This window comes from Bdellovibrio bacteriovorus (assembly GCF_001592735.1).
Classification (GTDB): Bacteria; Bdellovibrionota; Bdellovibrionia; order Bdellovibrionales; family Bdellovibrionaceae; genus Bdellovibrio; species Bdellovibrio bacteriovorus_D.
The window spans coordinates 93,827-108,286 of record NZ_LUKE01000001.1 but is presented as its reverse complement, the minus strand read 5'-3'; the positions used below and the strand labels follow the sequence as shown (position 1 = coordinate 108,286).

At 41.1% G+C, this 14,460-nt stretch carries 12 protein-coding genes and 1 tRNA gene; 7 read left to right on the top strand and 6 right to left on the bottom strand.

Annotation, left to right across the window (positions count from 1 at the left end):
- Positions 1 to 42 precede the first annotated feature (42 nt).
- Positions 43 to 1,068, top strand: coding sequence for a hypothetical protein (locus tag AZI86_RS00485; protein ID WP_061833134.1), 1,026 nt, complete (start codon positions 43 to 45; stop codon positions 1,066 to 1,068).
- A gap of 2 nt (positions 1,069 to 1,070) precedes the next feature.
- The gene (locus AZI86_RS00480; RefSeq protein ID WP_061833133.1) at positions 1,071 to 1,802 is read left to right on the top strand and encodes a HEAT repeat domain-containing protein; all 732 of its coding nucleotides are present in this window, start codon (positions 1,071 to 1,073) and stop codon (positions 1,800 to 1,802) included.
- A gap of 2 nt (positions 1,803 to 1,804) precedes the next feature.
- Here the strand turns inward: AZI86_RS00480 and AZI86_RS00475 are convergent, their stop codons facing one another.
- Positions 1,805 to 2,383 (bottom strand): hypothetical protein, encoded by a 579-nt coding sequence (locus AZI86_RS00475; protein ID WP_253715489.1) that lies wholly within the window; start codon positions 2,381 to 2,383, stop codon positions 1,805 to 1,807.
- Between the two features lie 159 nt (positions 2,384 to 2,542).
- Here AZI86_RS00475 and AZI86_RS00470 point away from each other — a divergent pair, with 159 nt between their 5' ends.
- The gene (locus tag AZI86_RS00470; RefSeq protein WP_061833132.1) at positions 2,543 to 4,327 is read left to right on the top strand and encodes an AIPR family protein; all 1,785 of its coding nucleotides are present in this window, start codon (positions 2,543 to 2,545) and stop codon (positions 4,325 to 4,327) included.
- On the opposite strand, the gene AZI86_RS00465 is transcribed toward AZI86_RS00470, so the two are convergent.
- Positions 4,324 to 5,010 carry a hypothetical protein gene (locus AZI86_RS00465; RefSeq protein WP_061833131.1) on the bottom strand — a complete coding sequence of 229 codons (687 nt, stop codon included), beginning with the start codon at positions 5,008 to 5,010 and terminating at the stop codon, positions 4,324 to 4,326. The genes AZI86_RS00470 and AZI86_RS00465 overlap by 4 nt on opposite strands.
- A gap of 80 nt (positions 5,011 to 5,090) precedes the next feature.
- Entirely contained in the window at positions 5,091 to 5,597 is a 507-nt protein-coding gene (locus AZI86_RS00460) for a hypothetical protein (RefSeq protein WP_157684581.1), read from the bottom strand.
- Between the two features lie 191 nt (positions 5,598 to 5,788).
- Here AZI86_RS00460 and AZI86_RS00455 point away from each other — a divergent pair.
- Positions 5,789 to 5,865, top strand: a tRNA-Met gene (locus AZI86_RS00455).
- Positions 5,866 to 6,347: 482 nt separating this feature from the next.
- Complete coding sequence (locus AZI86_RS00450) at positions 6,348 to 7,916, top strand: DNA methyltransferase (RefSeq protein WP_061833129.1); 1,569 nt, start codon at positions 6,348 to 6,350, stop codon at positions 7,914 to 7,916.
- Here AZI86_RS00450 and AZI86_RS00445 read toward each other — a convergent pair.
- From AZI86_RS00445 to AZI86_RS00435, 3 genes are all read right to left on the bottom strand, one after another.
- The gene (locus AZI86_RS00445) at positions 7,913 to 8,125 is read right to left on the bottom strand and encodes a hypothetical protein (protein ID WP_061833128.1); all 213 of its coding nucleotides are present in this window, start codon (positions 8,123 to 8,125) and stop codon (positions 7,913 to 7,915) included. The genes AZI86_RS00450 and AZI86_RS00445 overlap by 4 nt on opposite strands.
- Positions 8,126 to 8,369: 244 nt before the next feature.
- Positions 8,370 to 9,695 carry a reverse transcriptase domain-containing protein gene (locus AZI86_RS00440; protein ID WP_061833127.1) on the bottom strand — a complete coding sequence of 442 codons (1,326 nt, stop codon included), beginning with the start codon at positions 9,693 to 9,695 and terminating at the stop codon, positions 8,370 to 8,372.
- Complete coding sequence (locus tag AZI86_RS00435) at positions 9,688 to 10,260, bottom strand: SLATT domain-containing protein (protein ID WP_157684580.1); 573 nt, start codon at positions 10,258 to 10,260, stop codon at positions 9,688 to 9,690. The genes AZI86_RS00440 and AZI86_RS00435 overlap by 8 nt, the downstream gene beginning before the upstream one ends.
- A 418-nt stretch (positions 10,261 to 10,678) precedes the next feature.
- Here AZI86_RS00435 and AZI86_RS00430 point away from each other — a divergent pair, with 418 nt between their 5' ends.
- Complete coding sequence (locus tag AZI86_RS00430) at positions 10,679 to 13,144, top strand: AAA family ATPase (protein WP_061833125.1); 2,466 nt, start codon at positions 10,679 to 10,681, stop codon at positions 13,142 to 13,144.
- Positions 13,141 to 14,460, top strand: coding sequence for an McrC family protein (locus tag AZI86_RS00425; RefSeq protein WP_061833124.1), 1,320 nt, complete (start codon positions 13,141 to 13,143; stop codon positions 14,458 to 14,460). Before AZI86_RS00430 ends, AZI86_RS00425 begins: the two co-directional genes overlap by 4 nt.

Genomic DNA, 14,460 nt, shown 5'->3' with positions numbered 1-14,460 from the left:
CTTAGCGTTGACGGCAGCTACTTGGTAAGAGAGAATTACCTGGTGACAATCGAAAAATTTCTCCTGTTCTGGGATCATCACAATACCTCTATTATTGAAGGCCTTATCGCCTTGGTTGTTTTGCTTTCGCTGTTTTTGGCGTATCGCAGCTTTTTTGGTAACAAGTCCGAAGGGGCGGAAGGCCACGCGACTGCTGGAAATCAAAATCTTGACGCGGCTCAGTTAGAAAAAACGCTGCAAAAAATTTTAGAAAATCAATCCCTGGGTGCAAAGCTTTCAGCAAACTCCGACGACCTCAGTGTGCCTGTCGAAGTTCCGGAACATGCACCCGCATCGGGTGATGCCTCGAGCGCAGGGGGCGGTGAAGCCACGGCCGAGGCCGCTCAACTTCGTGCAAGTCTTTCTGAAAGTACGAAGAAAATGGAAATCCTAAGAACTCAGTTAGCCCAAGCCCAAGAGCAATTGACGGCCGCTAAAAATGAGGCTGCCGCCGCCGCAAGTGCGGGGGGTGCCGCTGCTGCACCGGCCGCTCCAGCTGCTGCGGGGATGAGTGCGGAAGAGCGCAACGAGTTTGATAATAAAATTAAAGATCTTGAAGCTCGTTTAGCGGAATATGAAATCATCAGTGAAGACATCGCCGATCTTTCAAAATACCGCGAAGAAAATGATGATCTTAAAAAACAGATCGAGTCTTTAAAGTCGGGAGCACAAGCTCCAGCCACGGCGGCTCCCGAAGCTCCGACACCGGCCGCAGCGCCCCCGGCGCCGGAACCAGTTTCAGAACCGGTGGCTCCAAAATTAGCGGCGGTGCCAGATCCTGAGCCAGCTCCCGAAGCATTAGCCGAATTGGCCGCGCAACCTGATTCGCTCACTCCTGAAGAAGCCAGCGTTATTGATGATGACTTGATGAAAGAATTCGCCGCGGCCGTTGAAGGCCAGCAAAAGGCAGCCTTGGATAAAGCCGCCGAAAAAGCGGGTGACGGGACAGCCAAAGCAACCTCCAACCCTGACGACACCGACAAGCTGATGGATCAGTTTGAAGACTTCGTTGGCAACAAAAAGAGCTAAATATGAAACAGATCTTCGTGGCATCTCTTGGGTTTACTCTACTTTGTTCAAGTGTTTTGGCAGCCAACACAAGACCTTCATCTAGTACTTTAACTTCGGCCATGGAAGTTCTTAATTTGCCCGCAGAAAACCGTCGCATGCTGATTGGCGAGGTGGGCGAAAAACACTATGAAAGCTTTATCACTTTAGCCTTTAACGACAAGCAACCGATGTCCGTTCGTTGGAGAGCTTTAACTGCGGCGGCAGAATCTCGCCGTGAAAGAGCGACGGCTGATTTGATGAAAGCCGGATCGAATCGCGAGTGGTACATGCGCAATGCCGCGCTTGTGGCGTTAAATGAAGTCAACCCCGCGCAAGGCGAAGTTTTAGCAAAGCAGCTTTTAAAAGATAAGGCCTTAGTTGTTCGTTCCGCAGCCGTGCAAGCTTTAGAAAAAAGCACGAACCCGACAACACGTGATCTTTTATGGGATGAGCTCAATCAAAACTATAACTTTAAAAACACCCAAAGCCTGTGGATCCGTCCTCAGATCATTGGCATTTTAAATAAGAAACCTTTGGATCGTGAGTTAAAGATCTTTGCTCAGCTTTTATCGGACAACGATATCCAAGTTCAGGCCAACGCCATCCGTGGTTTAGAAAAACTGACCGGCGTGAAATTGGGCGAAGAAGCCAACGTGGCTAAGTCCGTCGGTCTTTGGAAAGACTACGTTCGTAAAGAAAATATTCAATTATAAGATTAATTGGCGCGTTTCAAGGCGTCGGCGATCACAAGCTCGCGCTCGATACGGTAAAAGATGATTTTTTCTTCTAAGCCGTCTGTTTCCATCGTTTCTGGTTCAGAAAAGAAGTCCCTTAAAATTTCCATTTTTTTGTCGATCGTAACTCGCGTGGAATCGCGTCCATCGGCCTTCCCTTTAGCAAAGGTCAGGGTCAGCTTGTAACGAATCCCACTTGAAGGGGAGCGTTGTTCCCCCGGCGCAAGCCATCCATCAATGCCTTTGATGTATTCTGTTTCCATCACGCCGTTGTCTTGGTTTTCCACGGCGATGGGGTACTTGATCACGTTGTGCGCGGCTCTCCAAACGGCGTCAGAATTAGCAAAAAAGACTTTCTGCTTTGTGATCTGAGCCATGCGGGTGTGAGCGGGTGGTTTTTTATCAAAAAGACTGCAGCTGACCAAAAAACCATTAGTTAGTGTTAAGGCAGAAAGTAAAAGAATTTTTGACGATTTCAACCCATCATTTCTCATATCTTTTTCAATCATACCAGCCGTGTCTGGGTTTTGTGAAGTCATTAAAGCGCTGAGGCGGGTCATATTTTTGTCGGTCTCTTTGGGAAGAATTCTTAAATCGACCTTTGTCGTTGGTCTCTTGGAATATGAAAAACCTCTTTGCGTTAAAAAATGTAATAAACATAAAATAATGTATAAAGTCAGATCCATTTGTTAATTGCGATATGGTAGTTGGAGGCATCAATGAGTAAATATCAAACTCTCCTTAATATCTTGGATAAGATTCGAGATGAATCTATTGAAACAAAATTCAAACAAAAATACCAACCCGACAAAGCGGATATAGAGAAAGTTAATCAGGCAAGATCTCGTGCCTTCATCCATTTATATTTATTAGTGAGCCATGGCATTTTGGACTTCACCGAAAGAGAGCATTTTATTACAGATGGTACGCAAGATGGCGGAATAGATGGGTACTACATTGATACGGATAAAAAAGTAATTTCCTTAATACAGTCCAAATTTAGAACAAGCCAAAGTAATTTTGAGCAAAAACATATTACCTTAGAAGAGTTGCTTTCTATGGATGTAGATCGAATATTGAATGGGGAAACAACTGACGAAAAAGGCAATGACTATTCTGGAAAAGTTCTTCAATTGGTTCGAGAGATAGGAAAAATTGAGGATGTTGCCAGATACAAATATCAGGTGATTTTGATAGCAAATGTCGACAAAGGCTTAAAATTAGTTGCCAACAAGCTATTTGGCAAGTTGCCAGTTATAATTTTTGATTTTGATAAGTGTTACCAGCGTTTGGTGTTTCCTGTGATATCGGGGACATTTTTTAATGCATCCGATTTAAGTATTCAGATTGACTTGAGCAATAAAAATGCAGGATCTAAGATTAGCTATCCGGTAAATACCTCTTTAGGGGAGGCCGAAATTACCGTTTTGTTCGTTCCTACAATTGAAATTGCCAAAATTCTGACTAAGTATAAAAATTCAATATTGAAATTTAATCCTCGTAGTTATTTAGAGCTTGAAGGGAAAAAGGTAAACATAGCTATTAGAGATACAATTGTATCTCAGGAAACTAATGAGTTTGCACTCTTCAATAACGGAATAACTTTTGTTTCGAACGAAACTTCGATCAATGAGCGCATTGGCCAAAAAAGTAAGGCGAAATTGATGCTAAAAAATCCTCAAATTATTAATGGAGGGCAGACCGCATATACCTTAAGTAAGTTACTTCAAGAAAATGACTACTCGAAAGCTGAAAAGATCTTTGAAAACAAGGAGGTTTTGGTCAAAATTATTACTTTGAATAATCCCCTGGGAAGTGAGTTTGAAAATTCAGCGGTTCAATTGATAGATAAAATATCGACTGCTACAAATCAACAAACCACCGTTAGCTCCGCAGATCGGAGATCAAACGAGAAGAAAATTATTGAGTTGCAGCGAGTAATATATGATCGTTTTGGCCTGCTATTTGAGAGGAAAAGAGGTGAGTTCGGAGACGGAATTTCTAATGGATACATAGCCGACGAGCAGGTCATCGAGCGAAATCTTTTAGTTCGATTGTACTATGCGTCCCTTGGACGTATATCTAATTGTACGGGTAAAAGGCCATTCTTGCGTTTTGATGATGTTGAGCAGCTAGTGGGTGATCTTGATTCTCTCGATCGAATTTATTTCGGATATTTATGTCTTTTAGGTATGACCAACACGGTATCTATTCACAGGAAGCGCGGGACTTTTGTGAAGCTACTATTTTTGATCGAGAAATACAAACCTCACAATATTTCTGAATATAAGGAAGTAGCTTCCAGCGCCGTTAAGGCACTGACTCACGATTGGGAGGCATTTATTTCGTTCGGAGAGAGGAAAAATCCTAATCTGATTTCGACTTTTATTGATAGGCAATCCGGTGAAACTATAACGCATTTTAATGTGGGTGGATGGATGGTTTCTAGTCACCTTATGGACGACATCAGAGCCTATGTAAGCCAAGAGAAAAACGAGGCCTAGATTTGTGCCAGCAATTCCTTTGATCTTTGCAGGTCTTGCGCCGAAGACCGCACGGGGCCGTGAGCCAAAATCACGTAAGGATTTGATTTTAAAAGCTGCAAAGTTTCATCGCGCAAAGTTTGCGTGTCTTTGACGTAAATTCTTAAATACGCGCGGTTAACACTAAAGCCTTCATGCAATCCCAAAAGCTTAAAAAACAGGCGCGATAAAAAATTATGCCCTGGTTGTTTTTCAAGATCCGCCAATGTTTCGTTAATATAAACCACGGGCCGCGCGCCACGACGCACTTCTAAAAGCAGGCTGTCGTTTTTAGAACCTTCCGGCACAATCCAGCGCACAGTTTCATCCAGGTTTGCGATTTCCACAATCGACCGGGCATGAAGGTGTGTGACTTCTTTAATGCGTGGGATGGATCCGGGGGCGGTGTAAATGGGGCAGTTGGGGAATTGCTTCACCCATTCTGCAAATCCCAAGGTGTGCCCTCCGTGGGGGGCTACAAATCCGGCAACACCACCTTGAGCACGCACCCATTCAAAATCTTCGGGCGAAGTTTTTTGCGAAGGACTTAAAATCAGCAACCCTTTCGGGGTTTTTACGGCGACACAGTTGGTGCGCCCGTATTCTTCGACTTGGTATTCGTGAATGAAAACTCCGGTGTCATTGCCAACTGGATTCCATGCCATAAAGACCTCCTGCGAAAAGAAGTCTTTATTTTAGTCTGCAATAATCAAAAGTCAGTTTGTCATTTGACGGTGGGATGGGCTTAAAAGCTCCAAGTCAGATTCACGTCGGGGATGAGTTTGTTTTTTAGGTCGCGGTTATAGATTTTGGCGGCCTCTGCACGTTCATGGGCTGACATCATTCCCGTGGCGACAGATCCGCCAAACCCCACAAAATATGCGCCCCATAGCTGTGATTTGGTCTGAGCATCATCTTGGGTGGGGATTAAGAAAATGGCGGCAACAGCACCCCAGATTAAAATTTGCGAAGCCAGTTGCAGTTTATAAGCTTTTTCTAAGCGCGCCCTGCTTTCGGGAGACACGTGTTCCAGGACGGGCTCCATAGATTTTAGCCAATATTGTTCTTTGTTTGGTCCCATTTGGTAAAAGGCGGCTTGATCCCAAAAGTCGTCGTTGATGTAAAACTGACGGAATTCTTCTTGGGCCGCAGGGCCTTTTTTATTTAAATCCGGAAGCGGTCCTTTATAGTCCGTGGCGCAGGCTGAAAGTAAAAGGCACAGGGACATAGTTAGAAGCAGGGTCTTTTTCATATAGTTATATTCATAAATGACGGCGTCCCTAAAGCCAAATCCAATATAGGAAGGTCTGGGGAGGGGTGAAAGAGCTAATTTATTGGGCAATCACTTAAAAAAGTGTACTTAACGCAAAGCCCATTATTGACATAACGCGCCCCAAACCCTAAAAACATTCCTACGCAAATTCAAAAGATAAGCGTTCGTGTGGTGGGGTAGCTCAGCTGGTTAGAGCAACGGAATCATAATCCGTAGGTCGGCGGTTCAAGTCCGCCTCTCACTACCAATTTTGTTCTTCGATCGTGAATCGAAGGAAGTTTCACCGGAAATGAGCCTCTGAGTGAAATATTAAACCCGCTGGAAGGCGGGTTTTTTTGTTTTCGCATCTTTGCTTCTCTAGTTCTCATGCAGTTTATTGTAATTTAAACTCCCTCTGCTAAGTTTAGACAACTTCCAAGCGCATTAAGATGGGATAGCTATTTTTAAATTAGCGAGCGTCGTGCCCCACCCATTGAAGACGTGGGATTTTCTCGGGAGATAATCTGCCCTCAACCTAACGGATCGTCAAAGAATCTACATGTCCGGAAAAATGTGCCCGGACTTTCTAACTAAAATGTTTGCAGGCCTATTTGAGCAGAGGAAATAACTTCCCCTGCTCAAATCTAAGAGGACCTGCCTTTTTGAAAACACTAGCTGGCTTTCAAAAAAACAAACAAAATTTGATTAGAAATAAACTAATGATTAATTACTAAATTGGGGAGAGTTTGAATGGGTGTAAAGGGGGCGTGGGCTTTTAGGAACGATAAGGCCGGAAATTATATTATTTGTGGAGATAACCTTGAATGGCTTAAGCAACTCGAAGACGAAAGTGTTGATCTATGTTACATCGACCCGCCCTTTTTTTCTAATAAGCAGTATGAAATTATTTGGGGCAATGGATACGAAGTCCGTTCATTCGGTGATCGCTTCGCGGGCGGGATTTCCCATTATATTGAATGGATGAGGCCAAGAGTTGAGCTCATCCATCAAAAATTAAAAAAGACTGGAAGTATTTTTCTACATTGTGACTGGCATGCATCTCATCGGTTGAGATGTGTCCTCGATGATGTCTTCGGAGAAAATAATTTTCGGAATGAAATCATATGGAAACGAAGTTCTAACACCTCAAGTATCAATGGGATCTATAAAAGAGCTCACGATACAATCTTTTTCTATTCAAAATCAGATAAATATACATACCACATTCAGAGGCAAGCCTTGTCTGAAAGTTCATTAAAAAACTATCGTTACACGGATCACAAAGGTCGATACCGACTTGTTCCGTTGCTTGTTAGTGGAAAGAGGAATGGAGAAACCGGGAAACCTTGGAGGGGCGTCGACCCGAATAGACGTGGAAAATCGGGAGCTCACTGGGTTACTATTCATAAACATTTAGAAGAATACGATAGGAAAAAGCTAATAGTATGGTCAAAGAATGGTATTCCAAATTTGAAATATTATTTGGAAGAAAATAAAGGCGTGGCTGTTTCAGATATCTGGGATGATATTAAACTCATCGGGTCGAAAGCTGATGAGAGTTTGGGCTATCCAACTCAAAAACCTGAGGCGTTAATTAAAAGGATTATCGAGTGCGCTTCCAACAAAGGTGATATCGTACTTGATTGCTTTGGAGGCGGAGGAACCACTGCAAAAGTTTGTGCTGACCTTGGTAGGGCATTTATCACGGGCGACGTTTCACCTGTATCTGTGAAGATTATGACCGAGCGATTGTACTTTGATGTTCCAGCAATTCGAGAGGGAAAAATGAGACTTGAAGTCAAAAATCTTCCGCAAACTGATATTGAACTCAAAAAAATGAATGGTCATTTATTCGCTGAAAAAGTCTGTGAAGTTCAGGGTTGGAAAGTGAATGATCGAAAATCTGGCGACAAAGGAGTTGACGGATGGACCGATGATGGAACTCCGATCCAGATCAAGAACTACGAAAAAACTTCAGTCGGTCGCCCAGATTTACAAAGGTTTTTTGGGGCATTGGGTAAAAAGAAAAAGGGTATTTTTGTTGCGTGGGAGTTTTCCAAAGATGCCAAGGAATACATTGCTGAAAAAAAACGAGATAATAAAGTTGAAATTGTAGCGATGGAATGCCGGGATATATTCGGCGGGCTTCTTCTGGATAGTACCAAAGGAAAGGAAATTGAAAGGTTATATCTCGAGAAAAGACCAAAAAATTGGGCTAAAGATTTAGTGAAGGCGGAGGCATTAAAAAAAGCTATCGATAACTTGGAAACTAAGAGGAATAAGCCGGTGCGTAAAAAACGTCATGTAGAAGCGGGTTAAACGAGCTTTAATCCACTCTCCGTGATTCGGGCCTTCTTATACGAAAGCTTAAGAAGGCTTTCGTAATGGTCCAGAATCTCATGATGACGAGCCAATTTATCAGCGTGCTCAAGAACTTCTGGATCTAAATCATCGAGAACGGCGAAAATCTCTTCGATTTTTCTTTCGATCTGATGGAGCTCAAAATTGGTCAAAATAGTTGAGGTCATTTTGAAACTTTTAAGGACTATCGCCTTGACTATCAATCAAAAAGCCATTTTGGCGCCTCGCATTATGTCGTGAGAGAAGTGTCTAGTGCATTAAAGTGCCTTGCGCTTAGGCTCGACGAACGAGATTCCCTTTGAATGACTTTCTAAGAGCCAATTCGGTGATGTGGAATAACTCGGAAGAGCATTGCGAGGCTAATATCGGTTGCTAATAGTTTATATTCTGAACCAATAACAAATTTTTTATCTAGGAGGTTGATCCGCGGTCTTTTTCGAGCTGTCGAGCATCGAGGTAGATAGCCTTTTTAAAGGTGATGTTTATCTGGTCGTCGCTCATTAGGCCTATTTCTTCTATTGAGACATTGCATACTTCAATCAGAAAACTCCTTTTTTGATCAGCATTAAAGTTATGATCTTTAGGTATATAGTCCGTATTTTTTAGATTTTTTTTAATTTCTTTAAGTGTTCTTGAGTGCCTTTTTATTTTGAGGTCATTTCGCGAAAGGCCGTTTTTTCTAAGTTGTGCATCCACGAACTCGTCTAACGCGAAAATCTGGTGACAAGATTCATCTATTTGTGAAAAAAAGAATAGCCAGCCATAGCGGTCGCCATCAATGATGGCTCCCGTAATCTTAAGGTTTAAATCCCAAATAAATTTTTTCATATTTATTTCTTTGAGAGATTTCTTTTGTCGAGCATATTGGGAAAAGACTCTCAAAATTGATAAGTAATGTTTTTGATAGGAGCTGCGGCGGACGCTGAGGTTAACTTTCCCATCGGTATGTGATGTAAAATGATAGCCCAGAAAGTCGATACCGGTGCTTCGAAGGTGACCCTCGCGAGTTTTTTCGCCATTTACTAAGAGGCCAGCCGAGCGCACTCTGTCGGTTAGAATTTTTTTACATTTTTCTAGTGTAGCCTTATCTTCTGCAAGTAAGAGTAAGTCGTCGACATAGCGGATATAAAAAACCTCCGGGTTGTTTTCTAGAGCTACATCTATTCTTTTTCCGAAGAAGTTGGCGAGATAGTTTGATACAGGGATTCCCTGTGGAACACCTAATCGGTTGGTTTCATCAGTTCTCGCGTTTTGTGGAGTAGTAGGATTGGTTATGGCTTTGCTAGTTAGCTCAATCAAATTTTTAGAGCTAATTTTTTCTTGCAAACTGGTCAAAAGTAAATCGTGATTTATATTGTCGTAAAAGCCGGAAATATCGAGTTTGCAATAGTAATATTTCGAAGATAGAAGTGCTGACCTAACCTTATCGATTGTTGTGTACACAAAATTGTCATCAATTCTGAATTCATTTTGCAAGTGTATTAGAAGCCAGTTTAGAACCAATTTGTCGCGTACGGTAGGAATTGAGACCACTCGAGGAGCTTTGCCCTTTCCTTTACTGATTAAAACTTCCTTATAGGGCCGGAATCGGAAACTGCCTTCCATTATTTTTTTGCAGATCGTTTCCAGTTCTGAATCTAAATTTTTTTCGAATCGATCGGGTCGGATGCGATCAATTCCTGCTGTAGGTTTGTGACGAACTTTATTAAGAAAAATTTTTTTCAGAACTTCAAACATTCTTAAGTTCTGGGTAGATAAATTTTATTAGTAACAGGAAGGGAATAGCTAAACTAGCGATTACAACAATATAGATGGCAGCCGTTATCCCTGCATATTTTAGGTGTCTATATATTGTTGAAAATACGGTCTCATCTGGGTGAGCTTTTGACCAGAGTTGGGCTTTTTCGTAGTCTCTCTGCGAATGGTTGTCAGTTCTATCCAGAATTAAGGTATATCTGCTTGCTATGTCGGAAGCACTTGAACCATACGATAAATCGTACTCTAGCTGCGTAAGAAGAATATATGAGGACTTCATTTTATCTGCTCTTAATTTAAAGTTGCTGCTCGCCATAATTGTAGAAAATAGAAGCACAAAAATTGACATTGTGGTAGTGATCCAATTGAACTGCCCCTCATTGTTGATTTCAAAGTAAAGGGGAGATAGTTGAAGAGCGGCAAGTGAAGTACTATAGTAAACCAAAAGGTACGACAAAATAAAGTCAACTCTAAGTAGTCTATTTTCTGCATTCATTCGTGCTTTTTTTGTCAGCCAGATGCGATTAGTGAGTTGTTCTGTCTTCATAATTTGGTGTGACGGGCTTGCTAATATCATTAAATGCAAAAAGCAATTGTCTAAATACTTGGAACATATTTCGCCATTAGAAACTTCCTACGGAATTCACTTTCGTGAAAGCCCGTCACTAAGAATTTATCGGATTAATCAATTTTTGCTTTAGCATTTTTTAAGGTTTTAACAAAGTTTGGTTCAAATTATTATTTAACTGAAATTTAACATTTTGTTTTGGTTATTGATTCTAGAAATAAAAAACGGACACGGTTATTTTAATTCTTCTCTAAGCATAAGATATTTATTCTTCGCGATGGTCTAAATATCTAGGAGCTATTCCTAATATTGTATTTCTTGATCGACTGTTTTGTATTTAAACTCTGATCGACGTAGGTCCTATATATAATCTGGCCCGAATTCCGATAAACAAGAAATGGATCACAAAAAAGCATCAGAGATTTTCCAACTAATTAAAAGACATAAAAACACACCCGAGTTAGCTGTGGAAGTTATCCAAGAAGGTCGGCCTTTAAAAGGCTTTCATACCTGGGCTGACGATAAGCCGCTTATGGGGGCGGTAAAGGTAACAAGTGGCAATCAGATATTTCATATTCTTTTCATCGAGTGGCGTGAAGATGGGAACTATTATCTGGTAGCTTACACAGGGAAAAAAATAGGGCCACTCTTTGAAATTCATGAAGTCGAAAATGGTAAATTGATCTGGAACTATGCTCCGAAGAAAAGAGACGTTTGGAACAGCGATCGAATTTCCAAATTTTCAGAGAAAATGGGAAGTGATAATGTTTTCTTTGAAATTCCTAAAAGTACCAATGAGCTGCCAAAATTTTTGCGGCAATTTGGAGACCTCATTTTGACCCGAGATGAGGTGGACAGTTTTGACTTTGGTGCGACACCTTCTAGACGTTATTGGGTTGAGAAAACTATAACGAAGGATAGGCCTGATCGCGTAGTAGGGCCAGATGCAGTTGGCAAGGCGCTCTGGTCGCCTCAGCTCTCTAAGGATGGTCGCGATATTTACAGTGTAATGAGAGAAGTTCAACCTGGGGATATTGTATTTCATTTGACGAATAATGAAGCCGTAACGGGTATATCTCAGGTTGCCAATGTAGTTGATGATACGTTTGAAGGGATAGAGGGCACAGAGTGGCAGGGCGAGGAGGCGTATCGCATCCCTCTTAAGGGCTTTGAAAGACTAAAGCCACCGATTTCTAGGGGGCTCATTTTAAGCAAACGATTTGAGTCAATCCTTCGAATGTTATTAGACAAGCACAAAAACCTATTTTTCAATAAAAACCTTTCCTTGAATCAAGGTGCCTATTTAACAGAAGCTCCTCGGGAACTCGTGAATATTCTAAATACTCTTTACCAAGAAAGCACTGGGTCGGTACTAACCCCAATCCCAGGAGGTGTGAAACCAAATGAGATAGCTCCTCAAGAAAGAGTAGAAAATCAAATGAAGAAACCGCTGAATCAAATATTCTATGGCCCCCCAGGAACAGGAAAGACTTTTCGTACTGCTTATGAAGCTGTGGAAATTATCGATGGTAGATTGCCACAGATCAGTGACCCTAAAGAGCTTCACAGAGCGGTTATGAGTCGGTTTGAAGACCTTAGAGAACTTAAAAAAATTGGTTTTGTAACTTTTCACTCTTCATATTCGTATGAAGAGTTTATGGAAGGTATCTTTCCAAGCTTCGGCGAGGACAAGTCTATCCAGTATGAACTTCGAGACGGAGTTTTTAAAGATTTTGTGGATAACATGCGAAACAGGTCTATTGCGGGCCGTTTTGAGGGGGTAACTGAATCATCTGAAGTTTGGCGTCTTTCGTTGGGAAGTCGAACTGAGCCCGCTACGTTTGAAAATGCGATGCGCAAGGGGCTCGCGATGCTGAGCTTTGATCATGTCGACTTTTCTAGAAACGATATAAATGAATATTACGATGCTCATCCCGATTCGGCAGGAAGACAGCAACTTACGATGTTTGTTGAAGAGATGAAAATCAATGATATTATTTGTGTTTTTAATTCTCAAACATCTATTAGAGCTATCGGTATTGTGACTGGAGACTATGAATTTAGACCTGATAATCCTGGGTATCCTCATACAAGAAAAGTGAAGTGGATTGATCAACAGGTTCACGAAGTTCTTCATCTAAATGGTGGCAATAAATTAATGACGCCATCTGTTCATAGGATGAAAAGTGCTAAGGTCTCAGACGTGCTTGCATTGGTCGGTAAGTCCCCAAGTAAGGCCGTGGACGAAGATAAGTATGTCTTCATCATCGATGAAATTAATAGGGCAAATATTTCGAAAGTTTTTGGGGAGCTGCTTACCGTAATAGAGTCAAGTAAGCGGGAAGGTGAGGCTAACTGCGTAAAAGTTCAGCTGCCGTACTCAAAGCAAAAGTTTGTGGTGCCCAAGAATCTACACATAATTGGGACAATGAATACCGCGGATCGGTCGATCGCAATGATGGATATCGCTTTGAGAAGACGCTTCTCTTTTGTAGAGCTAAATCCTAATTATTCTCTAGTGCCTGAGCAAGTTGATGGTTTGCCCATTAGGCAGGTTCTTAATAACCTAAATAGGTCGATCGCAATGTTCATAGGTAGAGATTATCGTTTAGGCCATAGCTTTTTGATGAAAGAGCGGATTAGTGATCTAACGGATTTCAAAAAAGTTTGGTTCACAGAAATTATGCCCATGCTGTCAGAGTATTTTCACGGAGACTGGAACAAGCTTAAGGAAATAGTTAATGATTTTGTCGATGAATCTATCTGGGGAGAAGAAGACGACGGCAGAAGCTACGATTGGATCAGAATGGAAGACGTGTCAGATGAGAAATTTTCTGAACTAATAAGGAAACTGGCATCTTGAACCCTAAACTTTACACCTTTTATGAATACTCAGGATTCATATCTAAGTTTGATGGACGTATATCCACATCTTTGAGTGAAATTAGCAATCATCATTCTTTTCCTAAGGCGATGGAGAAGCTATCCACAGCTATAGTACCGAATGAATCTATTTTTAGTGTTTCACCAACTTCGATAAAGGCCAAAAATTATGTAGGAGTGGTTGTTTCCCGTGATATTCAGTTTGAGATTCTTCCTAAGCTCATTTCCAATGGAGAAGGTGATTCGCACATTCGAAATAATTTGATTCATATGCTTTCGGTATGCCATGACTTCAAATATCACAAGTCGGCTCTGGCGTTACTTGAAAAAGACATAGGAAATTTTTTAGAATTTTTTATTAAAATATTTGCCGATGATTTGTTAAGTCTTTTATTGTTCGAAAGACCTTTGGGGTACTCATCGGTCGAAGAAAATCTTCCATTTATCAGGGGGAAGATTCTATTTAAAGAAGATCGTAAGAGAAATTTAGTTAATAAGTCCCGAGTGTATTGCCGTTTCGATGAAGTTAATCAAGATACACCATTGAATCAGTTATTTTTATTTGTCGCGAATTTTTTGAAAGATATAACGCGCTCGTCAGATTCGTACAGAAATCTTAATAAGGTCATAAAACTTCTTCCGGATGTAAGTGAACGCACTTTTGATCGTTCCTCGGTAGAGGCCGTTGTTTTGCCAAATCACCAAAGAGCGTTTCAGGAGGTGTTTGAGTTGGCTAAAATGTTTGTGCAAAGGTCCGTATGCACCTTTAGACAAAAGAGCACAGAAATGTTCTCTTTTGTTTTTGATATGAATGATTTGTTTGAAGAATATATTTACAAGGTCATTGTCGCCAATAAAAAAGCCCTTGGCCTTGATAATGTGATTTATCAAAAGCACAAAAAGCTTGTCTCGCATGAACGTGATTTGCTTTCTGAGAATGGATTCATAAGAAAGTCAGGATTTTCGACGTTCAGTGATATCTATCTTGAGACTAAAGGTGGACGACGATTTATATTAGACACAAAGTATAAAATTCTAACCAATTCTAAGGCTCATTATGGAATTCGTAACTCAGACGTATATCAGATACTTGCATATACCAAAATTCACTCCGAGAGCTCCAAGATCATTCCGATTCTTCTTTATCCTCAGGAAGGGTTTGAGGTTAGTAAGATGTTTAGGATCTCCGGTTCTGATGAAAGTGTTTTAGTTAAAACGATAAATCTGCATTTAGATCTCAGGACAGACGAAAATGCTTTAGTTGACTCCATCAGAAGTGTGATAGATTGCCCTTAG